Source organism: [Limnothrix rosea] IAM M-220, assembly GCF_001904615.1.
Taxonomy (GTDB): domain Bacteria; phylum Cyanobacteriota; class Cyanobacteriia; order Cyanobacteriales; family MRBY01; genus MRBY01.
Window position 1 is genome coordinate 23,115 of sequence record NZ_MRBY01000029.1, and the last position, 26,400, is coordinate 49,514.

Here is a 26,400-nt window from a genome sequence, read left to right on the forward strand (position 1 = left end):
AGGGTTTACTAGCATACAAATATCGAATTTGCCTAGCGTCCAATTGTGATATTTTGCACTTGGATCGGTGGGCAAGCATGGGTCATTTGGGCAACTTGCATAGGTTCCCCTTTGCCACACATGGATGTGCCTCTTTGTTCCCGTTCCGCTGCTGTGCCGATCGCCGTCACACTATTCCAGAAATCAGTGGTCATGCTTTGGTAGGTGAGATTTTTGACCATGCCTGCTAATTTGCCGTCTTTAATTCGCCACACGGCATCGCCCCCAAACTGGAAATTACGACGCTGCTGATCAATAGAGAAAGTATCGTCACCATCCACGAGATAACCGTCTTTGGTGTCGGCAATCATTTCTTCAAGAGTTGCCGTGCGATCGCCGCCCTCCTTACCGGCTTCAAGACCTAAATTAGGGATTCTGACCATGGGGACACTCGCCCAATTATCGGCATAGGCACAACCATTACTGCTGTCCCGTCCGAGACGATAGGCGGTTTCACGGTCGGTGAGGTAGTCCACCAAAATACCGTCTTTAACCACGTACCAATCTTCGGCCTTGACCCCTTCATCGTCGTAGCCGAGGGTACTGCGGCCACCGGGCTGGGTGCGGTCAGCTTTGAAATTCACGCAGGGGGCGGCATACTGAAAATTATTGAGTTTTTCGGTGGTGGCAAAGCTTGTCCCGGCAAAATTCGCTTCGTAGCCATACACCCGGTCTAGCTCGGTGGGATGTCCCACAGATTCGTGGATCGGTAACCACAAATGGCTTGGCTTTAAAACAAGAGTTGCTTTGCCATTGGGGACTTCGGGAGCATGGACTTTTTCGATGGCTTCTTCTGCGATCCGGTCTAAGTTTGCGTAGAACAACTCTGGCTGAATATGTTCATAACCCTTATTTAACGGCGATCGCTCGTATTTACGGCCTTGGGCATCACCATTCGCTACTGCCGTACAGCCCATGCCACCGCCACTGCGATAAATACGTTGTTCGATAATCGAGCCTTCTGTGGAAGCGAATAACTTATCTTCTTGGGTAAAACCGAGGTAGCTGTAGGATTTTTTGATGACATCTTTGTAAGCCAACAATTTACTGCTGACATCAAGCAACAGCTCTGTTTTGTCGGTGAGGGGAATATTAAAGGGATTTTGCTCAATGGGTGTTTCGTAGCGATCTTGGTAAGTCGGTACAGGCACAAGGCGCACGGGTTCCCGCTGACTGAGGTGACTGCCCTTCGCAATTTCCACAGCAAGCTGCACGACTCGCTCAATTTCTGCGGGTGTTTTACGATGGCTGGCGGCAAAGCCCCATGAGCCTCGCCACAACACTCGTACTCCAAATCCTGAACTTTCGTTGTCGCTGAGGCGCTTTAACGACAAATCCTGTGCCCACAAACTTTGGCGACGGTAGGTACACAACCGGATTTCGCCGTACTCACATCCCAACTGCTGAATTTGCTGCATTGCTAGTTGGGCAAGGTCTTTGACATTCGTCTTTTTTAGGGGAGCTTGAACCATGGGGCAACCTGTGTGAAAGCGTTATGGAATATTTGTTTTAGGGTAACACTGTCAATAAATTTGGGGCGATCGCCTCGATTAATAAAAATCCCCCTGTTCCGCAAAAAAAACGGTGAATATAGTTAAGATAAAAAGAATCAAGATCAAAACAAAACGTGTTTTAGATCACAGAAATTTACCGTCAATTTGTTTCTCAGAGTGTGTCGTCCAGATTTTTTTGCCGCTGTAATGTGCTCTCCCTATGCCCACTAATCCACCCAGACCTTATATTCTGCTGGTAGACGACGAACCAAATAATTTGTTTTTGCTAGAGGAGCTTTTAGCGGGAGAGGGATACAGAACCTATGCCGCGAAATCTGGCATTGAAGCCCTTGCTGCTGTGGAATGTGAGTTGCCGGACATTATTTTGCTGGATGTGATGATGCCGGGGATGAATGGCTTTGAGGTGTGCCGCCATCTGCGAGAAAACGATGAGTATAATGCCATTCCAGTTATTTTTTTAACGGCTTTAGATGATGAAGAATCTCGTCTCACGGGCATTGAGATGATGTCGGATGACTATTTAACGAAGCCTATTCGCAGTGAGCTTTTGCTCTTAAAGGTGCGCAACATCCTGAAGCTTCAGAAAATGCGGCAACAGAGTTTCCAGAAAAAGCTACAGAAGCAGATTGATACAGCTTGGAATGTCAGCGAAAGTCTCACGGAAAAATTTCGCCTGTTTGTGCCTGACCAGTTTCTACAACGGATTGCCCCGGATGGTTTGGATTCGATTCAGGTGGGCAATGCTCGTGAGGAAGAATTAACGATTTTGTTTTGTGATATTCGCGAATTTACGACGATCGCCGAAAACCAAGACCCGAAACAAACCTTTGCTTGGCTGAATGGCTTTTTTGAGCATATGAATGAGGCGATCGACCGCCACCACGGTTTTATTGATAAATTCTTGGGCGATGCCATTATGGCGGTATTTGACCGGACGGATCACCATGGGGAAGATGCCATTTTTGCGGCGCTGATGATGGAAGAAAATCTCCAACTTTTAAATGATACTTACCAAGATGCTTTGATCACTAAGCCAATTCGGATGGGTGTGGGGATTCACACAGGCTTAGCTGTTATCGGTACTGTCGGGGCAAGCTCACGGATGGATTCGACGGTCATTGGTGATGTCGTGAACACAGCTTCTCGCCTCGAAGAGCTGACAAAAACCTATGGGTGCAACATTATTGTGAGCGGCCAAACTCGTGCCCATCTCACTTCTGAGTTGCCTGTGCAGTGGCATTTACTGGATCAGCTTAAACCGCGTGGTAAACAACAAATTATTGATTTATATGAGGTCACGGCCACCGCAAAAAAGTCCCTGTCCCATAACTGGCAAGCTGTCGAGACATTATCTGTCTTGTAGTTTGTCGCGAGATATTTTTGTGGCGATCGCCTATTGAGCGGAGAGTAAAAGAATTTCGCCGGACTTAATTTTATTCACCAGCTTCTGCATGGCGCATTTTTCTGCATGGGTTAGCCGACGGGACTTGATGGCTTGGTTTAAAAAAGCTTCCATTTTTGGTGTGACCATTTTTTCGGCATAGATGGCGGCGATCGCAGCGGTGATAGACATAGCAGGACACAAGATGCATTTTCTTTGGTATGCCTTAAGTCTATAGCCAATACGTACGTAGTCTAAGTAGAAATAGTACAGTCTTTGGACTGTCACAACACCTAACGGCTGGACACAAACTCAAATCTTTGCCATCAATAAAGGGGTTAAAATTGCCTAACCCTTGAGCTGACTCTGCTGTGCAAATGTTAGTTGTTCATCTTTAACTCCGACTTTGATGGTTTTGCCGGGCACAAATTCGCCTTTAAAAATGCCTTTGGCGATCGCCAATATTAGTCACCATTAAACGGGTTGAATAAAGAGATTCCTGTTTCTGTAAAGTCGCTGACGTTACGAGTAACCAAGGTCAGTCCACAAACAAGGGCGATTGCCGCAATTTGTTTATCGATAGCGTTTTGAGGGTGAGGTACTCGCAACTTTCCCCAGACTTGAGCTTCTGTTGCAGTGAAATCAAGAATATGATCGGCATACTCATCGAGGATTGTTTGCAACCAAGTCTCTAGTAAATCTGCCTGCGGGCGATCGCCACGATAACGAATCAAATCAACGCCACGACGAAGTTCACCAATCGTGATCACACTGATGAACAGACGAACTTCCTGTTGAGTCGCTTCCTGAAAAAATTTCAAAACGCCAGGGTTTGCTTTATCCCGTTTGCGCAACTCACTAATGACATTCGTATCAAGCAAATACATCATCAGTAATGTCGTCTTGTACACGCTCAAAATCAGAATCTTGACCAACATTTGGCATTAGAGCAAGAACTTCCGCAAAAGATTTTTTGGCAGGCTGAAGTAGTACTTGAGCAAGAATTTTTCGATGTTCAGCTTCTGCGCTCACACCGTTACGACTAGCTCGCTGCTTAAGAGCCGCCACAATTGCATCATCAATATTCCGGACAATCAGATTCGCCATGATCTTTTCTCTAAACAGGATTGAACTAGAGGAATTTATTTGGATGATAGCATTGATATCACATACAGATGTATGGCTTACTTTTCAGGTACAAAAAAAGGAGCTAAAAATTGCCCCTTTTAATCTTTTCGCTTATTTGATGAAAGTAAGTCGTTCGTCTTTGACATCGACATTAATGGTTTCACCGGGCACAAATTCGCCTTTTAGAATACCTTTGGCGATCGCCGTTTCGACATATTTTTGAACCGCCCGTTTGAGAGGTCGCGCGCCGTAAACCGGGTCATAGCCAATATCTGCAATAAAGTCATAGGCTTCATCAGAGAGAGTCACACCAAGTTTTTGGTCAGCGAGGCGTTCAGCGAGGCGATTTACCTGTAGTTTGACGATTTCGCGGAGTTGATCCTTTTTGAGACCGTGGAAAATGATCAGTTCATCAATACGGTTAAGGAATTCTGGGCGGAAACTAGCCGTCATAGCCTCCATCACCCGCGATCGCATCTCCTCGTAGCGAGTGTCATCCCCTGCCACATCGAGAATAAAATTCGAGCCAATATTACTGGTCATAATGATCACAGTATTTTTAAAATCGACCGTGCGACCTTGGGAATCGGTGAGGCGACCATCATCGAGAATTTGCAGCATCACATTAAAGACATCTGCATGAGCCTTTTCGATCTCGTCGAAGAGAATTACAGAATAAGGACGACGACGAATCGCTTCTGTGAGCTGACCACCCTCTTCATAGCCGACGTATCCCGGAGGCGCTCCCATTAATCGGGAAACCGCGTGCTTCTCCATATATTCGGACATATCGATGCGCACAAGGGCATCCTCAGTATCAAAGAGGAATTGTGCTAAAGCCTTTGCCAGCTCCGTTTTGCCGACTCCGGTGGGGCCAAGGAAAATAAAGCTTGCAGTAGGACGATTGGGATCAGCAAGTCCGGCGCGCGATCGCTGGATCGCTTCGGAAACGGCCGTAACAGCTTCTTCTTGACCAATCACTCTCTCATGCAGCTCATCTTCGAGATGGAGCAGTTTTTCCTTCTCAGACTCAATCAACTTACTAATGGGAATACCAGTCCATTTAGAGATGATTTCTGCAATATCTGACTCTAAAACTTCTTCCTTCAATAATGGTTCGCCAGAGTCTTGTTTTTCGGCAAGACTGGTTTCAACTTCTTGAATTTTTGCTTCTATTTTTGTGCGTTTTCCGTAGCGTAGTTCAGCAGCTTTATTAAGGTTATAATCCCGTTCAGCTTGCTCAATTTCTATGTCTACTTGCTCTTTTTGTTCTTTAAGAGAACGGATTTGATCAAGAATTTTTTTCTCTGATTGCCAGCGGGCATTGAGATTAGATTGTTCCTCTTTCAGATTAGCTAGTTCTTTTTCGAGTAACTCTAGACGGTCGAGGGATGCTACATCTTTTTCCTTTTGGATGGATAGTTTTTCCATCTCTAATTGCATCACTTTCCGAGTAATTTCGTCTAATTCCTCTGGTTTGGAGGTGATTTCCATTTTTAATTTGGCAGCAGATTCATCTACCAAATCAATGGCTTTGTCTGGCAAAAAGCGATCGCTGATATATCTGTTAGACAACACCGCCGCTGCTACCAAAGCTGTATCTGCAATTGTTACACCATGGTGTACTTCATAACGTTCCTTTAAACCCCGCAAAATTGAAATCGTATCAATCACGGTAGGTTCGTTGATCATTACCGACTGGAAACGACGCTCCAAAGCGGCATCTTTTTCAATGTATTTGCGGTACTCGTCGAGGGTGGTCGCTCCGATACATCGCAATTCGCCCCGCGCCAACATCGGTTTGAGCAAATTCCCTGCATCCATAGCCCCTTGGGTTGCACCCGCACCGACAACGGTGTGGATTTCGTCGATAAAGAGGATCACTTGCCCTTCAGAATCGGTCACTTCTTTCAAAACTGCTTTGAGACGTTCTTCAAATTCACCGCGATATTTTGCGCCAGCGATCAGAGAACCCATATCGAGGGTAATCAAAGTGCGATCTCTGAGAGACTCTGGCACGTCATGGTTGATAATTCGTTGGGCTAATCCTTCGGCGATCGCCGTTTTACCGACACCGGGTTCACCGATAAGAACAGGATTATTTTTAGTTCTGCGAGAAAGAATTTGAATCGTGCGGCGGATCTCATCATCCCGACCAATTACGGGGTCTAGCTTACCGTTGCGGGCTAGTTCTGTTAGATCACGACCATATTTTTCAAGGGATTCGTATTTGCCTTCAGGATTTTGGTCGGTCACCTTTTGATTGCCTCGTATTTGGGTAATGATTTCCTTTAATTTACTTTCCGTTAGATTAAACTCTTGGTAAAGCTTCTTCCCAAAACGATCATCTTTGGCATAGCTCAATACAAGGTGCTCTACCGAGATAAACTCGTCACCAAAGGATTTTTTATGATTATCGGCTCGATCTAAGAGGGTATCTAAGCTGCGTCCGAGATAAACCGATTCACTGGGTTTAGAAATTGTCGGCTGGGTTTTGATGAATGCGTCGGTGCGATCCCGAAGACGGGGCAACGAAATTTCAGCCTTGGAGAAAATACTTTTTGCTAGCCCGCCCTGTTCGAGCAATGCTTGCATGAGGTGTTCGCTTTCGATTTGTTGTTGCTGGTTATGTTTGGCGATGTCCGGGGTTTGGGCGATCGCCTGCCATGCCTTTTCAGTAAATTGATTCGGATTATTGGGTTGCATCGCCAAAAAATAAAAATAACGTTCAACACAGCTCGAAACCCAGTACAAACCTGAACCTTGAGCTTACATCTATTTTATTTTTGCACCGTACCCATTAGACAGTAGGGGAATCCGACAAAAACACCTAGGTTTCCGGATCAGAAGCTGTGACATCCACCGTTTCCCCAGAAGCAGCCGTCTCTCCCAATGCACCAGCCGCCCGTTTTTTCTTGAGATCAAAATAAGCTTTCGTCACATCACGCACCATCGGTCCAGCCACAGAGCCACCACCACCACCAGAGTGTTCCGCAAAAACCACCACTACAATTTCAGGATTATCGTGGGGCGCATAGGCACCAAACCAAGCATGATTTTCCCGGGGTGGCGCTTCCGCCGTACCACTTTTGCCCGCCGAGGGAGGGATACCACTCGCATTCATGACTTGACCTGTACCACCACTAACCACAGCTCTTAAACCCTTTTGTAGTGTTTCTATTGTTGATTTTTTCAGATTTAAATTTTCTTTCGGTAGGTCAGCTGTCTTCACTAAATGAGGGGTCACAAGATAGCCACCATTCGCAGGCACAGCAAACATCCGGGCAATTTGTAACGGCGTTGCCAAGGTCAAACCCTGGCCAATGGACATATTAATGGTATCGCCCACATGCCAATCACGACCCAGTCGTTCATTTGTCCAGCTATTGTCTGGAATGAGTCCGGGGGTTTCTTCTTCCAATTCAATCCCTGACAGTGAGCCAAATCCTAAACGCCGTGACCAATCAATGAGGGTTTCACCTTTTACACCGCGACCAATTTGCCCATAAAAGGTATTACTACTCCATTGCATGGAACGCACATAGCCTGCTGCCCCGAAACCTGCTTTATTCCATTCATAAAATTGCACCCCCGCCGCTGCGAGATAAGGGGTTGTCTGTAGCACTGTATTGGGGGGATATTTCCCTGACTCCATCCCGGCGATCGCCGTGACGACTTTATAAGTTGAAGCCGGCGGAAAACCCCGGATTGCCCGATTAATAAAAGGATCACCCTGGGCTGTCACCTCTTCCCATTCCTCTGGCGAAATACGTCGGGAAAAAATATTTGGATCAAAGCCCGGAAAACTCGCCATCGCCAAAACTTCCCCATTACGCGGATCGAGGGCAACAATAGCTCCTAGGCGTTCACCAAGAACTTGCTGGGCTACCTTCTGCAACTCAAGATCAATGGTTAGCGTAATATCTTCACCAGCCTTAGACGGCACTTCTCCCAAGACTTTCACAAAACGACCATCGCGGTCAACTTGAATTTCCTGTCCGCCCCATTCACCCCGCAGTCGCGGCTCTAGCGCTGCCTCCAAACCGAGTTTGCCAATATAATCTTGTAATCGATACCCTTCTGACTTACGCTTTTCAAACTCTTCGGGTGTTAGCTCACGGGTATAGCCCAACACATGGGATGCTGCATTGCCCTCTGGATAGTCGCGAATCGGTTCGATAATGACTTCGACACCATCTAACTCCGAATGGAATTCCTCGATCGCCGTAATTTGAGCCGTCGTTAGATTCCGGGCAATGGGGATGGGCTCTGTGGAATACACATTATGCTCATCCAGAAAAGTCTCAATTTCATCGGGGGTCATCCCGATCAACTCACCGAGGAGATTTCTCGTCGTTTCCCAATTCGGTTTTGTGCGGGCAACGGGCCAAACATAGGCAGAGTGAGCCAGCTTTGTGGTCGCCAAAATTTTGCCATGACGGTCAAATATATTGCCACGAACCGGCGGTTTAGGCGCTAAGCGCACACTATTTTTCCGGGCAATTTGCTGGAGTTCTTGACCCTGAACGAGCTGCAAAAAGGCAAGCCGTGCTCCCATACCACCCAGTAAAGCGAGGGTAACCATACACATAATTGTCCAAGGTCTTGCACCTTGCCCTACGGTGCGACCATTTTCTTTGCGTTTGACTTTGGCAATGGGAGAAATGAGGGTCATAGGGAGCCAGCACAGCTAACGAGGATCAACATCGATTTTAGCTCGTGGGATTTCAATTTATTTTTTAAGTGATAAAAAAGCTGACAATCACAAGTAGGGTACTCACAAGATAAAAACTTCCCACAATTTGAGTTTCGGCCCAACCACTCAGTTCGAGGTGATGGTGGATAGGAGCCATTTTAAAGAGGCGTTTACCGATGCCGTTTGCGTCTTTTGTGGCTTTGTAATAGCTGACTTGGGCAATGACGGAGAGGGTTTCAAGACAAAAAATACCGCTAATGATAAGTAGTCCCCAAATGTTGCCGCTCAGGATACCGACTGCGGCGAGGGTGCCACCAAGGGCGAGGGAACCGGTATCGCCCATAAAGACTTTTGCTGGGTTACGGTTGTGGACGATAAAGCCGAGGCAAGCGCCACCCATACAAACACAAAACAGGGTTAGGGCAGGATGTTCTGGTAAGGCTAAAAGACCGATACCGAGTAAGGCGATCGCCCCAGTGCCGCCAGCGAGACCATCAACACCATCAGTCAAATTTGTGGCATTACTTTCTGCAACCATCGCAAAGCCAGCCAATGCCCAAAAAAGAAAACTCAGAGGCAAAGTCAAACCTGCAAAAAATTCAATGGTTGTGAGTTCCGGACGAGTAAACGCCAGCCAAAGACAAAAGACAACAGCAACGGCAATTTGTAAAACGAGTTTTGTTTTGGGGGAAATACCCTTATTGGATTTCAGACGCAAGACTTGCCAATCATCAACCCAGCCAATTAAACCGTAGGCAGTCGTCACCAATGCAACGGCGATCGCCTCACCATTAAAGCCAGAAAAAAAGAGGCCAGAAATAATTCCAACGGGCAGAAAAATCAAGCCTCCCATTGTCGGCGTGCCGGCTTTTTTGAGATGGGCTTGGGGGCCTTCCTCACGGATAATTTGTCCCGTTTTCAACCGTTGTAGTAACGGTACAACCCAAAAACCAAAGGCGGCGGCGATCGCCCCAGAGACAATCAGGGGTAACCATAATGGCATCGTCACCGATGTTTCAAACAGCTTTACCGCGAAGGTTAAACCCACTAAAAGAGCCGTTAATAACCCTAATAATTGATTGCCAGTTGGCTGAAAGATTGTATTGGTAGGAGAAAATTTTGCGTCCACTATTGCCACGGTGGTTGATGAAATTACTCAAAAGATATCACTTAAAAGCCCGAATCTAAATAGTCAAACGATGTAATGACCCCGTAGTATTTCCTATTTTTTTCGGGAAAGATCATAATCTGTCGCTATGCCACGCATTACTATATTGAGACCCAATGCTGTGAGGAAAGCGAAAAATCAATGACACTCGTTGAAAAAAAGATTACGGTTAACGGTCTGGAATGGTTTTACCGAGAGACGGAAACTAAGGTTGAAAAACGGTTACCAATTCTTTTTCTGCATGGTTTACCCTCCCAAAGTTTTAGCTGGTGTGAGGTGATGTCAAAGCTAGAAGCCGCTAATTTTTACAGTATTGCGCCGGACTGGATTGGGTCTGGTTTTTCAGGGTTTCCTAGCACGCGGGAATTTTCCTATGTTCCTGAGGCTTTTTGTGATGCCCTCAAAGATTTTTTAGAAGCTGTAAATATTGAGCGCTGCCACATTGTTGTTCAGGGGTATCTTGGCCATGTCGGGATTATTTTTGCATTGAATAATCCAGATATCTGCGATCGCCTTGCCATCCTGAATTCGCCGCTACTTCCCTCCAGCAAACTACCCTGGAAAATGAAACAGTGGGGCATCCCCTTTGTGGGGGATATGCTAACCCAAGATCCCTTACTCGTTGACCGTACCCTTGAAGGGGGCAGTGGTTTTGTGATTAGCGACGAAAATCTTGATGTTTACCGTAAACCTTTTCTCACAACATCGGCAGCTGGGCGATCGCTGATGGCGACAGTTAAACGCATGGATTTATCTACCGTTTTACCCCCGACTCTAACAGGCTTAAAAGAGCGTCAAGAAAAAACATTATTCCTCTGGGGAATGCAAGACGAATGGCTCGATAATGAGGGTTTAAAAAAGTGGGTAAAATCTGAAACTTCCCATCAATGGGTTTCCCTTAATGAGGCGAAGCATTATCCCCAAGAACATTTCGCTGATGAAATTGCGCCAGAACTGAGCAGATTTTTCGCGGGTTAGTCCCAGATTATAGAAAAAATTAAATCTCATTACTGCGAACCCTTTCCCTCAGTCCTATTTATGAGATGATGAGGGCAATTTAAATTCTGATAACGTCAAAGAGCTTTACACATATCACCATGATGTTACGTCTACGGTCTGTCTTATCCTTGCTGTTAGTGGTTATTACCACTTTTCTCGTTAGTTGCTCTAGCCCCACGGTTAAAGTACCTGATACTTACACTCCTGATCGCCTGTCCCAAATCGAAACATTCTTAATCCCCGTTGATGAAGCCCGCAAAGGTATGAATACCCTAGGTGAATTCGTCAAGGATGATAACTGGATCGACACTCGCACTTACATCCACGGCCCCTTTGGCTTCTTGCGCCGTGATCTTACTTATTTAGCGAATACTCTTCTTCCGAGCGACAAGGCAAAAGCAAAAGAGTTAGTTGATGAAATTTTTGCTCATCTAGAGCGCCTCGATGCGGCGGCGAAGGACAATAATTCTGCGGTCACTAACAACGAATATCGCAATGCTTTAGCTGATTTCGATGCTTACCTTGACCTTGTGCCGACGGAAGCTAGCTAGATAGGTTAAGGCTAGGATTTTATATTTTAAATGTTGTTATTTTTGTTTTGTAGGCGGTCTGGCGATCGCCTTTTTTGTTACTAATTTGTTGCCCTCAGATTTGTTGTGCTCAGAACAATAGTCACGCTGATTTTGTGGGAGTTTCAGACTTTGTCTAAATGTCTGTAGAATCATCGAGAAATTTTGAGTTTTCGGCTCCTTGCCACCAACGATAAAGCTGCTCAAATAATCGGCGATCACCTTTTTCATCCCATGATAAATAACCAGTTTTAAACATATAAGCCTTAAGGGTTAACCAATATTTTCGCTGTTTACCCTGATGTTCTTTAAGGTAGGCGATCTGAGTCCGGTTCACCCAACGTGAATGCCTTGCTCCTTCCTCGCGAATACGATGCCAGATAACATTTGTAATAGTTTCCCTTGGTAACCAAAAACAATGATGGGATGCGTCGATATTATTGATTAAGCGTGCCACTAGCCCCTCCTCAAGCAAGACCATACCAAACCCATATTTACCTTGTTTCTGAAACCGGTGCGCCTGCCAAGTCCGGACAAAAGATAAGCAGCCATGCCACGCAAACCAAGCACAATAAATCAACAACGCACCGAGCAACGAAAACAAACCCAGCATTAATAATGTTTCAACTGCATTTTGCTGCCTGATTATCTGAAAAAAGCGGATATAGCTTGCAGGTTCAAACAACAATTGATTGAGTAATGCAATTGGGATAAGCACGGGTGGTAAAGCGTAAATCAACGCAAATGGCAACATAAAAATCTGCGTAAACCAATCCACTTCGACAGGAAAAAATTTCCCCGATAGCTCATGGACTAAACCTTGCTGAAAGGCTAATTGGTAAGGCTTTGGTAACTCTTGAAAAGTACATAAGCCATCTTTAGGCTGTGTCGTATCCTGTTTGGCCATACAGCGGTGTTGAGTACTATGTCGATAATACTCAATGGGACAAGATTATTTGTCTTTGTCGTTGGTCGGTTATTCGGCGATCGCCTGAGTTGCATTAAATCAAAAAAGATTGCCAAGTGAAATTGAAGCTATATTCGCGGGTTGGAACTAGAGAATATTGGATCATTGATTGGCAACAACAAACAATCGAAATTTATCGGCGATCGCAAGCCCGTTTAGAACTTGTATTTACTCTTTACGCAGAGGATGAATTAACGTCACCTTTATTCTCTGATTTCAAGTTTAAAGTTGCAGATATTTTTTAATTAAAAGAAAGTCAGCCGAAATTCTCAACAGCATTCGATTCACGTTTTTGATCAATAATCAACTCTGACTTTTGGGTCACTATGTAATGTACTTTTTCTCCTGATAGAAGGCTTTGACCACCCACTGTATCCATATCTAGTGTCAAAGGTTACTTTTACTCTACCAAGAGCACGCATGATATTCTCTGCTTGTTGTCTACAAACTAGCTCATCATATGTTCGCTCTCCATGAATCAATTTATTTCTTTGAGTAGCAACATCCTGAAACAATTTCAAGTCCGTAGGTTGAATGATATTAGATAACTTTGCATGAGCTGGATCGTATAGTTCCCATGCTTTCTTGATTGAGGCAAACCCTTTAAGTCCACGTAAAATTATATTTGCATACTTCGAGGTAAAACCAGCTGAAACAATGAGCTGTTTTAAAGTTCTTCGAAGCGTTTTCTCAACAATAAACATACTAACAACTAGAGCTTCTGGATAGTATTCATCTTCGATGAGTTTTTCTACCTTTTTAGTAGCTTCTTGATAACCATATATAACTGGATACATAAGCGAAGTGAATAAATATGAAGAGACTAAAAAAATTTAAGCTTTTGAAGCTTATCAAAGTGTAGGCTCAAATCATCGAATTAAAATCCAAGATCAGATTTAGCGAGTTCTGCTTCGGCAAATAATTCCTGGTCATCCATGTCTTGATAATCACTAATACCAGTTTCTCGATAGAACTGTTGGTCATAAGAACGAGTTCGGACAACGACTGGCATCGGTAAGGCATGACCTCCTAAAACAAGCGCTTATTGTTTAGAATCTAGCCTGATAAGCACAGAATAGACACTGTTCTAGCAGAAATATGTCTTCCAGAAATTTAGCTTACTTTAAACCCATGGACAGTTAAGAGCCCCGCAAGCATTGTTATGATGTACGGATGTGCCGTACGTTTCATAGCCAAGATGATGGATTCAGTTAGCGTTAATCAATTTAGAAGTCACCTTAAAACCCTTGTGGAACAAGTGATTAACAGTCATTTACCCTTAAAAGTTACCCGCCGTTCAGGGGAAGATTTTGTTGTCATCAGTGCGGAAGATTGGGAGCGAGAACAAGAAACTCTATATATTCTGCAAAATAATGCTCTAATGCAGCAGATTGTTGCTTCTAGTATTACTCATACAGAAAAGACAGGATATTCACCTAATGCTGAAGAATTAGATGAGATCATTATTCTTTGAAGGCAACACATGGGAAGCCTACGAAGCACTGAGACAGAAAGACAAGAAGATCTATAAATCTCTTTGTCGCATCCTGAAGGAAATGCTCCGAGATAATCCCGCTATTGGCACTGGTAAACCAGAACCCCTGAAACATAATCTATCTAGCCTATGGTCGCGGCGCATCAGCCAGAAAGATCGTGTTATTTACAAATACGATGAAGAATATATTTATATCTTTGCGATTGGCGGTCATTACGATCAATTCTGATCAAAGATGCTTTTAAAAACCTAGGTCAGATTTAGCGAGTTCTGCTTCGGCAAAGAGTTCTTGGTCATCCATATCTTGATAGTCACTGATACCAATTTCTCGGTAAAACTGTTGGTCATAGGAACGAGTATGGACAACAACAGGCATCGGTAACGCATGACCTAAAACTAGGGCTTGTTGTTTGGAATCCAGTTTGGCGAGAACTGAGCGGAGATTTCCGCCGCCAGAAACGCCCATAAAAATTGCTTCAATATCTTTTTCGTCATTGAGTAAACAAGTTACCCGCGTCCCAATTTGCGACATGACTTCGTTATCGATGCCCGATGGTCTTTGGTCTACCACCAACAACGTCACATAGTATTTCCGCATCTCTCGGGCGATGGTTCCAAAGATGGTTTGATGGACAATCTTTGAATCTAGAAAGCGGTGTGCTTCTTCAATCGTAATGACGAGTTGGCGGGGCTTATCTTGGGGGTTTTTTGTTTGGAGGAAATGATCCGCTTTTTTCACATAGGCCGAGTGGATGCGCCGTGTAATCATATTGGTCGCCAACATATACGACAACATATTGGACTGGGAACCAAACTCAATAATGACGTGCTTTCCGGCCGCGAGAGATTCTAAAATTTGGTCAATATAGTTAAACGGACAAGCGCCACGAATATATTTGAGGTTTTCAAGACGTTTTAGTTTCCGCTGCAACGCCATAATCGATCCGGCATGACCCTGCTTTTCCTCACAGAAAATTTTGATATCTTCATTACTCATGTTCAGGAGACTGCTGATCCAATGTTTCCCAAATTCGGAATACAGCACATTGGCATTGTCGAGGCTGGCTTCGGATAAACCCAACTCAAATCCCACTAAGCGAATATCTTCAATTTCGATTTGATCAAAGCTGAGGTACATTTCCTGTGCGCCGCGCACTCCACGCCGTTTGGTGGAGTCTGAGTCGAGGGTATAAATTTCTACTTCGCCCGGAAATAATTGCCCTAAACCTTTAACGGTATTTACGCCTTTGCCTTCCTGCATTGCCTCCCAGCCATACTCGGAGTGCATATCAAACATCAGGTTCACAGCAGCACGTTTTTTGATAATGCCCGAAAGTAAAAGACGGGTTAGGAAAGATTTACCGGTTCCAGATTTCCCGAAAATGCCATTACTCCGTTCGACAAAGCGATCTAGGTCAAGGCAAATGGGCACGTCGGTGTCGAGGGGTTGGCCGATGGCAAAATTGTTGTGCTGGGGATCCTCTTCCCAACCAAAGACCATCCGAAAATCACGATCGCCGGCATCAAAAACCTGACTAAAGTGACTGGGAATCGTTTTAACAGGCAAAAGTTCTAGATCGTCGTAAGCCTCGTCATAATGACCATTGAGGGAATTCAGATCGTCACTGTGGGTGGGAGTAAACATGAGCATCGGTGCGAGCTCAACCGTGCCGTAGGTACTCGTTCCCGTTAAAACGGCTTGGAGAAAATCATCAGCTGGATTGGGTGGATCAGCAAGGATACGCTGACTTGAGGTGCCAAGGGAAACATCGGTGAGTAGGCAGAAAAATTTGGAACGAGTCCCCTGTACCACTAGAAATTTACCGACACGCATCTCTTCAACGGAAATATCGCCGTGGAGACGGACTTCGAGACCTTGGCTGAGGGAACCCTGAATGACGGAGCCGAGGGGATGTTCTTGGGTCATTAATCGTATTTCAGAAGGGGAATGGGGAAAAAAAGAAAAAGTGACTATGCTTGTGGGTCGGGTAATGGCTCGCTGGTTTCAATGGGCTGAACGGGACGCATGAGTCGTTTCCATGCTTCGATTTGGGTTTGGGCTGCGGTATGGGCGGCTGTACCGGAAGGGATGAGTTCTGCGGTGGCGATCGCCTCAGGAATAGACAGAGCACTGGCCTGTCGTTGAGCTTCGTTGAGAATGCCATAGCTCCATTTATCGGCAGCGGTGCGTCCCTCAGAACGGGCAGCAGTTGCACTACGCGGAATTTCTTGGGTCAGGCGAATCGCCTCCACTAGGCTAGAAATATTGCCACGGGCAGCAGCGGCATAGGCATCTTGAAGTTTTGAGGCTGCGGTTAGCTCTCGCTGCCAAATACTGACTTTTTCCTGAATTTCAGGGTAAAGTGCTCGACCCGCAGTGATGCGGTTAGCAACGTTAATAGCCTCACTATAGCGCTGACTATTGCCGAGGGCGATCGCCTGATCATAGATGGGCTGATCCTCGCGACGCTCTAGGGTTCTTTGCCATTCACGGATTTTAGTTTGAGCCTCACTATATAAAGCGCGACCGGGGCGAATTTTACGGGCTTGGACGATCGCCTCGCTGAGGGAATCATTACGACGGGAGGCAGCCAAGTCTTTAGCATATTGCAAAGTTGGGGTATCTTCGGCGATTTCAATGCGCTCACGCCATCGAGCAATTTTTTGGCGGGCCTCACGGTATCGGGGATTTCCTTCCTCAATGAGATTTAGTTTGGCGATCGCCCGTTGGAGTTCCGAGATTGTCCCCCCAGCTGCAATGGCATCACCCTGTTCAAGGATTGTCACATCAGCAATTTCATCTTGCCAACGGCGCATCAGCCTCTGGCTTTGATCATAGACAGAACTACTCGGTTGGATACTTTGGATTTGTACCAGCGCAGTCTTAATATCAGTCACACTACCCCGCTCGGCGCTAATACCCGCTTGCGCCAAAATCTTCCAGTCCACCACCATATTGTCGAGATTTAAACGACCGGGCAGGCGATCGCTGAGGGATAACAATTCAGTCCACTGCCGTTTTTCCACAAGACCTTCGATATAGCGAATAATATCTTGGCGGGCATCATCAATTAGATTTTGAGCCTGCTTATAGGCAGTGCTATTTTGCGAAATTTTACTCGCCTGCTCAATGGCCTTCAGCCAATTTTCAATACCACCGCGGCGGTGGGCGACATAGGCCACATCCAGCTCTTCATTTTCCTTACGAGCCAGCTGAATTTGGTTACGGGCATCTTCATATTTCACCGTTGACCAGTAAATATTGTCGAGATAACTCAACTGCACCGCTGTCCGCATTGCCGCATTCAGATCACCATCCCGAATTTCCCGTTCCACTGCGGCAAAAATCCTTTCGCCATCCCGCCACTCCAAGCGCCACGCTTCAATGCGCTCTTCTACTAATAAGCGACCACTAGAATTTACAGGCACTTCTTCTGCAATGGCGATCGCCTCATCAAGATTACCCTCTTGAAACTGCACCTCTGCCAGCTCCAAAATATCATTTGTCCAGACTTGAATATTACGGTCAATATCCGGACGCAAAGGATGATCTTGGGGGAAACCATCCACCATTCGAATGGCCTTAAGATAACTCCCTAGGGTTTGTTTTTCTGCCTCTAGCTGGGCGCAATATAATCTCGTCGTGGCGGAGGCTAAGGGAACATAAAGGGCACTACAGTTGCTACTGCCGTTGAAACTCAGCAAAATTGACGTTGCAGCAAAACCAACACCGCCGGACAGGAAAATCAGTAAAATCCCCAAAAAATGCCAGCTGGGGAGGGGAATAGTCCGCTTTCCTTGAAATTCTTTTGTGCTATTCTCCGCCTCAACCAGCTCGACGGACTTGGGACGAGCCGCCTGTTTCGATAAACTTTGCTGATCAGAAGAAGTCTTCATAGTACTTGGAGCGCCAGCGGATACAGGGGAAGAAGAAACATTTCGCTTTTGAGTCATAGGGGCTGACTGCAAACAGACAGAATAATCAGGTTTAAAGGCAGTCTAATTCATTAAAAGCTGCCCGATCATAACATGATCACTATTTGACAATTTTTTCACTTTCCGGGTGTCCTTTTCATATTGCAATAGTCAGATCTTTTTGAATAAATCCGGAGAGTAACTTGCGGCGATCGCCCAACGAGCAAATATTTAATTAAGCAAGGGATATCAACAAGAGTATTTTATATTAGCTATTCTTGATCTTTGGTAGGACAGATGTAGAGAGATATTCAGATATGTCTGATAATATGGCATCATTCGTCTCCCATCACTCATATTCGGTTTCCTCACTCACCTCTGGGTGCTGGAGTACCACAAACACTTTGTGATTTTTAGATTTTAAGGATAGGTTTTAAAAGATGGAACAACAGCCTGAAACCCAAGTAGAAACCGGAACTTCTCCGTTTAACAACGAAGCCCCCGGCCCTATGGCAACCCCTGAAGCTGAGCAGCCTTGGCAAGAATGGGTTCAGCCTGTCACAGATTTTCTCTCTGATCTACCGGATGAGTTGGGGAAGTTTTTCTCTGATTATAAACAGCCCCTCGTGACTGTCGGTTTGATTGTCGCCGCTTTCATTACTGTCAAGCTTACCTTTGCCCTCATCGGCGCAATTAACGATATTCCTCTACTTGCTCCTATTTTTGAGCTGGTGGGAATTTCCTATACGGCTTGGTTTGTTTACCGTTATTTACTCAAGGCTTCTAACCGTAGTGAATTGGTTAGTGAGTTTGATGCTCTCAAATCCCAAGTTCTCGGCAAAAAAGATTCGTAAAATTATCCTGTGATTTCTTCTAAGGAAAAACAGGGCGATCGCCTCGACGAACTACGTCGGGGATTTTTTTTGCCAAAATTCAATCCGATCACATCCTTAAACACAAATCACATAAAAAAAGACCCCCCTCAGGAAAAGGGAGATCGTAGTGGGGTTGTGTCACAAGCTATTTCCAACTAGGTAGTGATTCGTACCGATGGCGGCACATCACTAGAAGTAGGGGAAATATCAACCGCAATCTTTGTAAAATTTGATAGCTCATTAATGTTTATCGCAAGATACTTTTCAGCATCCATGACTGTTTTTCGTGGAAACTGATACGTCCACTCAAGATTTCGACGGTAGCCATATCGTTATTGTCTTCAGCCTGTTTCAAAATTGCACCAATTTTGCCTGAAAGGGTTAGATGGTCATTCGCCAACTCACCAATCATTTCCTCGGCACTGTAGGAGCCACTCGCCTCTTCCAAAGAACTAAGTTCGATGAATTGATGGAAAGAGCCGGGTGCAGTTAAGCCTAAGAAGCGAATACGCTCAGCGATATCATCTACTGCTGCAGCTAATGCTTTGTACTGCTCTTCTAACAGGTTGTGAATGCCGTAGAACATATTACCTTGGACATTCCAGTGAAAATTTTGCGTTTTCAAGTACAGCAAATAGGTATCTGCCAAAATGTGAGATAAAGATTGTGCCGTGGTGACAGCCGCACTCTCATTTCTTGTGTCGGCATTAAAACGATCGTTGGATTGTAATGTTGTAGCGTTAGATTTTAGTATCGTGGTAGCCATATACTTTTTTTCCTTATTTTCAAATGGTTAATAAGTTTGTGTGAGGGGATTAGCTAATCGCGAGATTAGACTTTAGTGATTTGGAATGGGTGGCGATCGCCGAGACCCTATTACGTCTCAGTCGATGCCCAAGATCCCAATTAATTGACTGTTTTTATCGCAAAATACTTTTCAGCATCCAAGACTGTTTTTCGTGGCAACTAATGCGCCCACTGAGGATTTCTACACTAGAAATGTCGTTGTTGCGTTCGGCCTGTTGCAGGAGTTTGGTCGCTGCTGCTGCAAGGGTTAAGTGGTCTTCCGCCAACTCGGCGATCATTTCTTCAGCATCGTAGGAGCCTTTCGCCTCGCTCAGAGAACTTAAATTCATAAATTCTCGGAATGAACCGGGGGCAGGTAAACCAAGTACACGAATTTGCTCGGCAATATCATCGACTGCTGCTGCCAACTCTTTGTATTGCTCTTCCAATAAATTATGGATGCCGTAGAAGAGATTACCCTGTACGTTCCAGTGGAAGTTCTGGGTTTTGAGATAGAGCAAGTAGGTATCTGCAAGGACATTCGATAAAGAATGTGCCATTTCTATTGAGACTTCCTGATTATCAGTTACAGAACCATTAATTTCAGTATTCGGTTGAAGTGTTGTTGTGGTAGCCATATATATTTTTTCTCCTTATTTTCAGGTTATTCAAAAGTTGTATTTAATGAGGCGAGGGGGAGCTAGGCGAAAAACCTAGTCCGTCCCATTTTTTTGGCTCAGCGGGAATCTCATCCCAACGGAGCAGAATATTTGGTTTAAAAAAGTCATTAGCTTACGGAGCCGCTAGGGGCTTTGGCGATCGCCCAGACACCTTTATCGTTCTGGTCAAACTCGTCCTCAATGGTCATCCAAGCACGGTAAGCCGCTGCATTCTCGCTATTTTCCGACGCATAGGTTTGATTAAAAACCTCTACAAATCGTTCTTGCGCTTCCGGTGAAAGGCGAGACTTTACGGATTCCGGTAAATCTGAGGTCGAAGAGACCCGTCCGGTATCAAATCGCGTAATTAAAAAGTCATTGCAAGATAAAATCTCATCGCCGCCCTGTTCACGGAACAATTGCTCCACGTCAGCAGACATCTCAGAGTCCACCTCTGCGGTAATCATTAAGCCGCCTTCTTTAATCTTGGTTTCGTAGATCGCGGCTTTTTCTTTCGGTAATCCTAAACTCGCCAAGGCAGAGACAATACCTGCACCGGCACTACCGGCGATCGCCCCACTCGTCGCACCAAGCAAAGCAGCACCAAGGGGTCCACCCGCGACCACTGTACCAACAAAAGGCACAAATAAAATGCCGAAGCCACTGAGGGCACTAATCACAGTCCCAAATAGTGCACCAAAAATTGCCCCAGACTGTAAACCGTCTTTAATGACATCAGAACGGCCAACAAAACCAGTAATCTGCGTTTCCGACTGTAAATTCTTACCAATCATCGAGATATTATCTCGACTAATGCCCATGTCTAGAAGCTGGCGTAATACTTGGCCGGCCTCATCCCGGTTGTCAAACACACCGGAGACAGTACAAGGTAAACCAAGGCTTTCCGGGACAGATTGGGTATTTTGAGTTTTTTCGATAGTTGCGGTAGTCATGTAATATCCTCCTATTTTGTCTACTTGTTGTGACTTGAGACAGGGGGATATTAGAAACGGTCACTGGCTTTACGAAAAGACTTATCTAGGTCTTTCCATGCTTTTTCAAAGCCTTTTTGTACATCATGCCAAGCAGAGTCAGTGGAATCTTGTAACTCTTCCCACTTTTCTGCGACGGTGTCACGGTTGGACTTGAGCTCTTCAAGGGTTTCGGTAAATTGGATACGCCCGTCAGCTTTCTTTTTAGCGACTTCTGCCTTGAACTTATCAATGCTGGCATCAATTTTATCCAGTTGGGCTTTCACTTTCGCTTTGTAAAGCTTGCGATCTTCTATATCCGTGAAACAATTTGTTTTTGTCGGTGTTTGGGTAGCCATAAATTAAGGCTTAAACCTCCTTTATTTTTACTGATTTAATCGGATTCGAGAACATCAAAACTTTTTATTAATCATTAGAATATAAGTTCTAAACACTCTTTTGATTTATTTAAAAAGCAATTTGTTTGCCTCGATTACACTTACAATAGTACAGGGAAATCAGGGGGGAAAGCCTCACCCTTTCGAGGGAGAAACAGCTAAAAGCCTATATTTTCCAAGTGTTTTCAGCTACTTGTTCGGTTCTCCATGGCCATCTTTTACGGTTAGCCTCATCCTCTAGCTGATTAAGTTGCTTTGGTATTTTATCTATTATCAAAAAATAAATCCTCAAGTCTTTCAACTTACTTTTTTTACTCTAAATTTGTTCTAAAGGGTGGCGATCGCCAAGAAACAAAATAGTCAGCATCAAATAAAAAAAGACGTACCACAGTACGCCTTTAAAGCTTGAAACCAAGTTAATTTTCCCAATTAATTTTTTAAGTTGTCTACTTCAAAGTATCTACTTAAAAAGAAAGACCAAGGTTCAACCCAAGAACAGCATGAACAGCCAAAAGGGCGATCGCCGAAGACCCAAGATAAGCATGAACAGTTCGCAGAGAATCTTTGCCGAGAAACTTAGTAAGAGATAAAGCACCATTAGCCATCAGCAAACCGATGGCGATCGTGCCAGTCCAGAAGTGGGGGCTTTCAAAGATCGGTTGCCCTTGCATCACGAGGGACAACACACCACCAGTCCAACCCAGACTGATAAACGTGGTCAGCCACAAAGCCGCTTTTTTGTGCCAATAGGCGCTTTCTTGCTTTACTTCAACCTCTTCAGTGGTGCGAATTTTCCAGCCCTTTGTCGTGGCAAATCCACCAATCACCACAACCACGATCCCCATCATCAGAGGGTGTCCCCAATGAGTTACAACCGCCGGAATTGGAAAAGAACCAAACCAGTCGGCGATCGGCTCTAGATAGGGGCGAATTATTTCTCCCATTACATTTTCCTCTTAACAAAACTTGATGTGCCAAATGCATATATTATCCGTAAACCCTACTTAAAAAGCTTGCCAAGGACATTTAGGTAACAGTTAGAAACATCAAGCAGTAGTTCATGGAAACCTGAGTGATAAAATTTGGAATACTTTTAGCGATAGAGAAAGAAGGTCAACGTGGTTCAAGTACCGATCAAGTCCGCCCCACAAACAAACGTTATTCCTAATGGTCCCGCTCTAGACGCATGGCTCCATGACCTCGCCCACAATATTATTCAAGGTAAACGCCTTAACCGTTCCGAAGCCCTCCGTCTCACCGAAATTACTGGCGAAGCAGATATTCTTAAACTCTGTGCCGCAGCCGATATGATTCGTCGCGAATGCTGCGGTAATACAGTTGATCTTTGCAGTATCGTCAACGTCAAATCGGGCAACTGCTCTGAAAACTGCAGTTTCTGTTCCCAGTCCGCCCACCATCCCGGTGTTGGCTCTCCCACCTACGAACTCAAAACCCCTGAAGAAATCCTTGAGCAAGCGAAAGCTGCAGAAGCCGCAGGGGCAAGACGTTTTTGTTTAGTGAGTCAGGGTCGCGGTATCAAATACAACAGCCCGAAAAATGACGAATTTGCCCAAATCCTAGAAACGGTACATCGTATCCTCGACGAAACGTCGATTAAACCCTGCTGTGCCCTTGGTGAAGTCACACCGGAACAGGCGCAACAGCTGAGTGAGGCTGGTGTGACTCGCTATAATCACAACCTCGAAGCGTCGGAGAATTATTTCCCTGAAATTGTCGGTACCCACAGTTGGCAAGACCGCGTCCAAACTATCAAAAATCTTAAGGCGGCGGGCATCCAAGCTTGTAGTGGCGGCATTATGGGTCTGGGTGAAAGTTGGGGCGATCGCGTTGATCTAGCTTTAGCCTTGCAGGAGCTGGAAGTAGAATCTGTTCCTCTAAACTTACTTAATCCCCGCGAAGGCACTCCCCTCGGCGAGAATGAAAGATTGGATGTGTATGATGCCTTGAAATGTATGGCAATTTTCCGGTTTATTTTGCCAGAACAGATTATTCGCTATGCTGGCGGTAGAGAAGCGGTGATGGGTGAACTTCAGCACCTTGGCCTCAAAGCCGGTATTAATGCCATGCTCATCGGTCACTATCTCACCACCATGGGTCAACCTCCTGAGCAGGATCAAGCGATGCTTGAATCCCTTGGCCTACAAGGGGGAGAAGCACCTATTCCCGGTGAGTTTTCTCGACATCATGCATAGCGATTAAATTCTTTTGCCGACACATTATTGAAATCTACCCTGAGACAACCGCCCCCCAAGAAGAAGACTACTGTTTCTGCGCCTAATCAATTTTTATGGGCGTTAATCGGTGTTTTGCTCACTATTGGGGGGACTTTTATTGAGGCTCATGTCACCACGAGTCCACCATGGACTTGGACAGAGAAGGGCATTGCGGTCGGCTCCCTTGGGATCTATTGCCAAGTGGGTGCGGTATTACTCACGGGTTGTCTTGGTGGCAAAAATGCTGGTGTGCTGTCGCAAATTGCTTATATTTTCATTGGCTTATTTTGGTTGCCTGTCTTTACCCAAGGGGGAAAGTTAGCTTATGTCATGGAACCAACCTTTGGCTATATTTTGGGGTTTATCCCTGGGGCGTGGGTTTGTGGCTGGCTCGCTTTTCGCTATGTACTGACCCTCGAATCTCTTGCTCTCAGCGCATTTTGTGGATTGTTAGTTGTCCATTTGTCTGGGGTGCTCTATCTCACGGGGATGGCATGGCTAGAAAGATTGGCACCGGAAAATATCACCCTCGGTGGGGCGATCGCCCTGTATACATTGCAGCCTTTTGCGGGTCAACTTGTCTTAGTTTGTGGTGTGGCGTTCATGGCATACTGTATCAGGCGTATTCTATTTTACTAATAGCCTCTACGCCTTAACGCGAACAACCGACTCTATGGCTCTCCGCAAAGATTTACTAAAAAATCGCTGGTTTTGGATCATTGCCCTGATTGGACTGATCCTTGACCAGCTGACGAAAACAATTGTCCTACAGACATTTCCAGAGGTTGGCGACACTATTCCCCTCTGGAACAGCGTATTCCATTTCACCTATGTCCAAAATACAGGTGCAGCCTTTAGTATTTTTACCGATGGTGTCCATTGGTTACGGTGGCTGTCCCTCTTCGTCAGCCTCGGACTCATGGCGCTTGCTTGGTTTGGCGATCGCCTGAATATGTGGGAGCAGCTAGGTTATGGCTTTATCCTATCGGGAGCGATGGGAAATGGCGTAGATCGTTTTTTGTTCGGCTACGTTGTTGATTTTCTGGACTTTCGACTAATTAATTTCCCAGTCTTCAACATAGCTGATGTCTGCATCAATATCGGGATTGCCTGTCTCCTTCTCAATATCGTTTTCTATGAACGACTTTCAGGTAAAAACTCCGATTAGTTTACCGATTAGTTTGATTACTTTTTTGCTTTGCGCCCCTAAAAATATAGAAAACAGAATTTCAGCTTACGTATAAATATACTCACTGCCATTGTGGTGATTTTGGCGAGAAAGCAACTGTTCTTCTAACTGAGCGATACGCTTATAAGCCACCGTGAGCTGGGCAGTGAGTCGCTTAATCTGTATATCAGGAGTCATCACCTGATCATTGATCGGATGTCCTTCTAATAGGGCAGTTTCATCAAACAAAATATCCTTATGGTGGAAATTATGGTCACCGACATTCATGGCCAAGCCAAGGTTTTCATTAGTTAGTTGAGGTACGAGCTTAGCGATTTCCTCAACTGCAAAATCGGTGTTTTCCGGCACACTATCCTGAAGCTGCTCGACAGTTTTATATAAATGATCTAGTTGACGTTTCAACTCAATCACATGGTGTTGAACATTCATGGTTCAGACTAACCTTCGAATTGTACTCCAACTATGCTAGTACCATCTTTAGAAGATGATCCAAGGATCGAACTATCTTTAAGATTCTCTTTGTGAACCTTAAGAAAACCTTGCAGAAATCAAGGTAAAACTCTTATTGTTTTTGAAGTTCTATAAACTTCGCTCGATATCGCAAAAGCGATTCTGTTTGTTTATATACGGTTCTAGAAGAAATATATTGAAATTCCTTTATTAAAGTCGATAGGGACGACTTCGATTAGAAGGGATTCTCTTTTTCAGTTTGTTTGTTTTTTTTGGGTATTTTTTATTGTATTCACCCTCTAAAAGCATTAGCCAAAGGGAGTTACAGGGACTGCCCGCAGGGGAAAGTCTCTACAAAGAAGCGCTCTTTTATTTTTTGGGAGCGCCATAAAATTATTTTCCTATTGTCTTAAATCACTCGCACATTAGTAAATAAGCTAGAAAGTATTTCGATTTCTCAAGGACAAATACTCCATGAGGTTATCATGACACCTCGAATACAAAAATACATTAAATATATTTGATGTTTGAGAATGGTTATTTTCTTTGGCAAACTATTTACTTAATGTCATAGATTATCTTTAGCTTATGCGCTGTATCGTCACTATTTCTCAGGTTTTAGGATCAGCGATCGCCTCATGATTTCATGATTTGTATTAATAGAAACTTGTCATCAACCCAAACTGGCGTGACAAGGGCATTTAGGGCGATCGCCTAATTAACCTGAGTTTTTCATGGTGACACAATGAATAGCCGAGAAAGTGGCGGGGAGATCACCTCAGCCCATAAGTTTGGACAAAAATATCGTGAGAATAATATCCATATTCCCTGTGTCTCCGCGTCCCCATGTCTCCTTGTCTCAAAGAATTTCAGATGTAATCTTTAAGCAAAACTGACGTTAATTGTTAAGTCAACGTCAGTTATGGATAAGAATGTAGCCAAAATTCTTTAGAGAAAAAGAGACACG

At 44.9% G+C, this 26,400-nt stretch carries 27 protein-coding genes and 1 pseudogene; 10 read left to right on the forward strand and 18 right to left on the reverse strand.

Annotation, left to right across the window (positions count from 1 at the left end; genetic code table 11):
- Positions 1–32: 32 nt before the first annotated feature.
- Complete coding sequence (locus tag NIES208_RS11940; protein WP_075893038.1) at positions 33–1,511, reverse strand: TldD/PmbA family protein; 1,479 nt, start codon at positions 1,509–1,511, stop codon at positions 33–35.
- Between the two features lie 241 nt (positions 1,512–1,752).
- On the opposite strand from NIES208_RS11940, the gene NIES208_RS11945 reads away from it, so the two are divergent.
- Positions 1,753–2,916 (forward strand): response regulator, encoded by a 1,164-nt coding sequence (locus NIES208_RS11945; protein ID WP_075893040.1) that lies wholly within the window; start codon positions 1,753–1,755, stop codon positions 2,914–2,916.
- A gap of 30 nt (positions 2,917–2,946) precedes the next feature.
- On the opposite strand, the gene NIES208_RS11950 is transcribed toward NIES208_RS11945, so the two are convergent.
- The 6 genes from NIES208_RS11950 to mraY all read right to left on the reverse strand — a co-directional run bounded on the left by NIES208_RS11950 (position 2,947) and on the right by mraY (position 9,887).
- Positions 2,947–3,126, reverse strand: coding sequence for a hypothetical protein (locus NIES208_RS11950; protein WP_075893042.1), 180 nt, complete (start codon positions 3,124–3,126; stop codon positions 2,947–2,949).
- Positions 3,127–3,398: 272 nt separating this feature from the next.
- Positions 3,399–3,824: a type II toxin-antitoxin system VapC family toxin gene (locus NIES208_RS11955; protein ID WP_235641382.1), complete on the reverse strand. Its 426-nt coding sequence runs from the start codon at positions 3,822–3,824 to the stop codon at positions 3,399–3,401.
- A complete protein-coding gene (locus NIES208_RS11960; RefSeq protein ID WP_075893046.1) occupies positions 3,808–4,041 on the reverse strand; it encodes a FitA-like ribbon-helix-helix domain-containing protein in 234 nt (77 codons plus the stop codon). Before NIES208_RS11960 ends, NIES208_RS11955 begins: the two co-directional genes overlap by 17 nt.
- A 132-nt stretch (positions 4,042–4,173) precedes the next feature.
- The gene (gene clpB / locus NIES208_RS11965; RefSeq protein WP_075893085.1) at positions 4,174–6,768 is read right to left on the reverse strand and encodes an ATP-dependent chaperone ClpB; all 2,595 of its coding nucleotides are present in this window, start codon (positions 6,766–6,768) and stop codon (positions 4,174–4,176) included.
- A gap of 124 nt (positions 6,769–6,892) precedes the next feature.
- Positions 6,893–8,737, reverse strand: coding sequence for a penicillin-binding protein 2 (gene mrdA, locus NIES208_RS11970; RefSeq protein ID WP_084176617.1), 1,845 nt, complete (start codon positions 8,735–8,737; stop codon positions 6,893–6,895).
- Between the two features lie 64 nt (positions 8,738–8,801).
- On the reverse strand, positions 8,802–9,887 hold the full coding sequence (gene mraY, locus NIES208_RS11975; protein ID WP_171971762.1) for a phospho-N-acetylmuramoyl-pentapeptide-transferase: 1,086 nt from the start codon (positions 9,885–9,887) through the stop codon (positions 8,802–8,804).
- 180 nt (positions 9,888–10,067) lie between these two features.
- Here mraY and NIES208_RS11980 point away from each other — a divergent pair, with 180 nt between their 5' ends.
- Together NIES208_RS11980 and psbQ are read left to right on the forward strand one after the other, a co-directional pair.
- The gene (locus NIES208_RS11980) at positions 10,068–10,904 is read left to right on the forward strand and encodes an alpha/beta fold hydrolase (protein WP_075893050.1); all 837 of its coding nucleotides are present in this window, start codon (positions 10,068–10,070) and stop codon (positions 10,902–10,904) included.
- Positions 10,905–11,023: 119 nt separating this feature from the next.
- Positions 11,024–11,476, forward strand: a complete 453-nt coding sequence (psbQ, locus tag NIES208_RS11985) for a photosystem II protein PsbQ (RefSeq protein WP_171971760.1) — start codon at positions 11,024–11,026, stop codon at positions 11,474–11,476.
- Between the two features lie 154 nt (positions 11,477–11,630).
- On the opposite strand, the gene NIES208_RS11990 is transcribed toward psbQ, so the two are convergent.
- Positions 11,631–12,401: a hypothetical protein gene (locus NIES208_RS11990; protein WP_075893054.1), complete on the reverse strand. Its 771-nt coding sequence runs from the start codon at positions 12,399–12,401 to the stop codon at positions 11,631–11,633.
- 116 nt (positions 12,402–12,517) lie between these two features.
- On the opposite strand from NIES208_RS11990, the gene NIES208_RS11995 reads away from it, so the two are divergent.
- Positions 12,518–12,706, forward strand: a complete 189-nt coding sequence (locus NIES208_RS11995; protein ID WP_075893056.1) for a Uma2 family endonuclease — start codon at positions 12,518–12,520, stop codon at positions 12,704–12,706.
- A gap of 51 nt (positions 12,707–12,757) precedes the next feature.
- Here the strand turns inward: NIES208_RS11995 and NIES208_RS12000 are convergent, their stop codons facing one another.
- A complete protein-coding gene (locus NIES208_RS12000; RefSeq protein WP_075893058.1) occupies positions 12,758–13,258 on the reverse strand; it encodes a hypothetical protein in 501 nt (166 codons plus the stop codon).
- A gap of 80 nt (positions 13,259–13,338) precedes the next feature.
- Positions 13,339–13,545, reverse strand: a pseudogene (locus NIES208_RS19685) (ATPase); the annotation flags it as partial.
- 114 nt (positions 13,546–13,659) lie between these two features.
- Between NIES208_RS19685 and NIES208_RS12005 the strand changes: the two are divergent.
- Positions 13,660–13,935: a type II toxin-antitoxin system Phd/YefM family antitoxin gene (locus tag NIES208_RS12005; RefSeq protein WP_235641383.1), complete on the forward strand. Its 276-nt coding sequence runs from the start codon at positions 13,660–13,662 to the stop codon at positions 13,933–13,935.
- The gene (locus NIES208_RS12010; RefSeq protein ID WP_075893062.1) at positions 13,916–14,185 is read left to right on the forward strand and encodes a Txe/YoeB family addiction module toxin; all 270 of its coding nucleotides are present in this window, start codon (positions 13,916–13,918) and stop codon (positions 14,183–14,185) included. Before NIES208_RS12005 ends, NIES208_RS12010 begins: the two co-directional genes overlap by 20 nt.
- 12 nt (positions 14,186–14,197) lie before the next feature.
- Here NIES208_RS12010 and NIES208_RS12015 read toward each other — a convergent pair whose 3' ends face one another.
- The gene (locus tag NIES208_RS12015; protein WP_075893064.1) at positions 14,198–15,883 is read right to left on the reverse strand and encodes a helicase HerA domain-containing protein; all 1,686 of its coding nucleotides are present in this window, start codon (positions 15,881–15,883) and stop codon (positions 14,198–14,200) included.
- A 44-nt stretch (positions 15,884–15,927) separates the two neighbouring features.
- The gene (locus tag NIES208_RS12020; protein WP_225875303.1) at positions 15,928–17,853 is read right to left on the reverse strand and encodes a hypothetical protein; all 1,926 of its coding nucleotides are present in this window, start codon (positions 17,851–17,853) and stop codon (positions 15,928–15,930) included.
- A 458-nt stretch (positions 17,854–18,311) separates the two neighbouring features.
- Here NIES208_RS12020 and NIES208_RS12025 point away from each other — a divergent pair, with 458 nt between their 5' ends.
- Positions 18,312–18,725, forward strand: coding sequence for a CAAD domain-containing protein (locus NIES208_RS12025; RefSeq protein ID WP_075893068.1), 414 nt, complete (start codon positions 18,312–18,314; stop codon positions 18,723–18,725).
- Positions 18,726–18,993: 268 nt separating this feature from the next.
- Here NIES208_RS12025 and NIES208_RS12030 read toward each other — a convergent pair whose 3' ends face one another.
- The 5 genes from NIES208_RS12030 to NIES208_RS12050 form a co-directional block, all read right to left on the reverse strand.
- Positions 18,994–19,512, reverse strand: coding sequence for a Dps family protein (locus NIES208_RS12030; protein WP_075893069.1), 519 nt, complete (start codon positions 19,510–19,512; stop codon positions 18,994–18,996).
- Between the two features lie 154 nt (positions 19,513–19,666).
- Positions 19,667–20,170 (reverse strand): Dps family protein, encoded by a 504-nt coding sequence (locus tag NIES208_RS12035; RefSeq protein ID WP_171971761.1) that lies wholly within the window; start codon positions 20,168–20,170, stop codon positions 19,667–19,669.
- Between the two features lie 149 nt (positions 20,171–20,319).
- On the reverse strand, positions 20,320–21,144 hold the full coding sequence (locus NIES208_RS12040) for a ChaB family protein (protein WP_084176619.1): 825 nt from the start codon (positions 21,142–21,144) through the stop codon (positions 20,320–20,322).
- 50 nt (positions 21,145–21,194) lie between these two features.
- On the reverse strand, positions 21,195–21,521 hold the full coding sequence (locus NIES208_RS12045; RefSeq protein ID WP_075893071.1) for a sll1863 family stress response protein: 327 nt from the start codon (positions 21,519–21,521) through the stop codon (positions 21,195–21,197).
- Between the two features lie 503 nt (positions 21,522–22,024).
- Entirely contained in the window at positions 22,025–22,504 is a 480-nt protein-coding gene (locus NIES208_RS12050) for a DUF4079 domain-containing protein (protein WP_075893073.1), read from the reverse strand.
- Positions 22,505–22,678: 174 nt separating this feature from the next.
- On the opposite strand from NIES208_RS12050, the gene bioB reads away from it, so the two are divergent.
- Genes bioB through lspA form a run of 3 tightly spaced genes read left to right on the forward strand, consistent with a single transcriptional unit; the run spans position 22,679 to position 24,962 of the window.
- Positions 22,679–23,773, forward strand: coding sequence for a biotin synthase BioB (bioB, locus tag NIES208_RS12055; RefSeq protein WP_075893075.1), 1,095 nt, complete (start codon positions 22,679–22,681; stop codon positions 23,771–23,773).
- Between the two features lie 27 nt (positions 23,774–23,800).
- On the forward strand, positions 23,801–24,433 hold the full coding sequence (locus NIES208_RS12060; RefSeq protein WP_075893077.1) for a biotin transporter BioY: 633 nt from the start codon (positions 23,801–23,803) through the stop codon (positions 24,431–24,433).
- A gap of 34 nt (positions 24,434–24,467) precedes the next feature.
- Positions 24,468–24,962, forward strand: a complete 495-nt coding sequence (gene lspA / locus NIES208_RS12065) for a signal peptidase II (RefSeq protein ID WP_075893079.1) — start codon at positions 24,468–24,470, stop codon at positions 24,960–24,962.
- Between the two features lie 66 nt (positions 24,963–25,028).
- On the opposite strand, the gene NIES208_RS12070 is transcribed toward lspA, so the two are convergent.
- Positions 25,029–25,412, reverse strand: a complete 384-nt coding sequence (locus NIES208_RS12070; protein ID WP_075893081.1) for a hypothetical protein — start codon at positions 25,410–25,412, stop codon at positions 25,029–25,031.
- Positions 25,413–26,400: the final 988 nt, after the last annotated feature.

Bases quoted from the DNA above. Each gene is read 5' to 3' on its own strand.
- NIES208_RS12070 (WP_075893081.1), bottom strand. From the start codon at position 25,412: ATGAATGTTCAACACCATGTGATTGAGTTGAAACGTCAACTAGATCAT.
- NIES208_RS11980 (WP_075893050.1), top strand. From the start codon at position 10,068: ATGACACTCGTTGAAAAAAAGATTACGGTTAACGGTCTGGAATGGTTT.
- NIES208_RS12035 (WP_171971761.1), bottom strand. From the start codon at position 20,170: ATGGCTACCACAACAACACTTCAACCGAATACTGAAATTAATGGTTCT.
- NIES208_RS12050 (WP_075893073.1), bottom strand. From the start codon at position 22,504: ATGGGAGAAATAATTCGCCCCTATCTAGAGCCGATCGCCGACTGGTTT.
- NIES208_RS12020 (WP_225875303.1), bottom strand. From the start codon at position 17,853: ATGAAGACTTCTTCTGATCAGCAAAGTTTATCGAAACAGGCGGCTCGT.
- NIES208_RS12025 (WP_075893068.1), top strand. From the start codon at position 18,312: ATGGAACAACAGCCTGAAACCCAAGTAGAAACCGGAACTTCTCCGTTT.
- mrdA (WP_084176617.1), bottom strand. From the start codon at position 8,737: ATGACCCTCATTTCTCCCATTGCCAAAGTCAAACGCAAAGAAAATGGT.
- NIES208_RS11990 (WP_075893054.1), bottom strand. From the start codon at position 12,401: ATGGCCAAACAGGATACGACACAGCCTAAAGATGGCTTATGTACTTTT.
- lspA (WP_075893079.1), top strand. From the start codon at position 24,468: ATGGCTCTCCGCAAAGATTTACTAAAAAATCGCTGGTTTTGGATCATT.
- NIES208_RS11940 (WP_075893038.1), bottom strand. From the start codon at position 1,511: ATGGTTCAAGCTCCCCTAAAAAAGACGAATGTCAAAGACCTTGCCCAA.
- NIES208_RS12045 (WP_075893071.1), bottom strand. From the start codon at position 21,521: ATGGCTACCCAAACACCGACAAAAACAAATTGTTTCACGGATATAGAA.
- psbQ (WP_171971760.1), top strand. From the start codon at position 11,024: ATGATGTTACGTCTACGGTCTGTCTTATCCTTGCTGTTAGTGGTTATT.
- NIES208_RS12040 (WP_084176619.1), bottom strand. From the start codon at position 21,144: ATGACTACCGCAACTATCGAAAAAACTCAAAATACCCAATCTGTCCCG.
- NIES208_RS12000 (WP_075893058.1), bottom strand. From the start codon at position 13,258: ATGTATCCAGTTATATATGGTTATCAAGAAGCTACTAAAAAGGTAGAA.
- NIES208_RS11955 (WP_235641382.1), bottom strand. From the start codon at position 3,824: ATGATGTATTTGCTTGATACGAATGTCATTAGTGAGTTGCGCAAACGG.
- clpB (WP_075893085.1), bottom strand. From the start codon at position 6,768: ATGCAACCCAATAATCCGAATCAATTTACTGAAAAGGCATGGCAGGCG.
- NIES208_RS12010 (WP_075893062.1), top strand. From the start codon at position 13,916: ATGAGATCATTATTCTTTGAAGGCAACACATGGGAAGCCTACGAAGCA.
- NIES208_RS11960 (WP_075893046.1), bottom strand. From the start codon at position 4,041: ATGGCGAATCTGATTGTCCGGAATATTGATGATGCAATTGTGGCGGCT.
- NIES208_RS12015 (WP_075893064.1), bottom strand. From the start codon at position 15,883: ATGACCCAAGAACATCCCCTCGGCTCCGTCATTCAGGGTTCCCTCAGC.
- NIES208_RS12005 (WP_235641383.1), top strand. From the start codon at position 13,660: ATGATGGATTCAGTTAGCGTTAATCAATTTAGAAGTCACCTTAAAACC.
- NIES208_RS11945 (WP_075893040.1), top strand. From the start codon at position 1,753: ATGCCCACTAATCCACCCAGACCTTATATTCTGCTGGTAGACGACGAA.
- NIES208_RS11950 (WP_075893042.1), bottom strand. From the start codon at position 3,126: ATGTCTATCACCGCTGCGATCGCCGCCATCTATGCCGAAAAAATGGTC.
- NIES208_RS12030 (WP_075893069.1), bottom strand. From the start codon at position 19,512: ATGGCTACCACGATACTAAAATCTAACGCTACAACATTACAATCCAAC.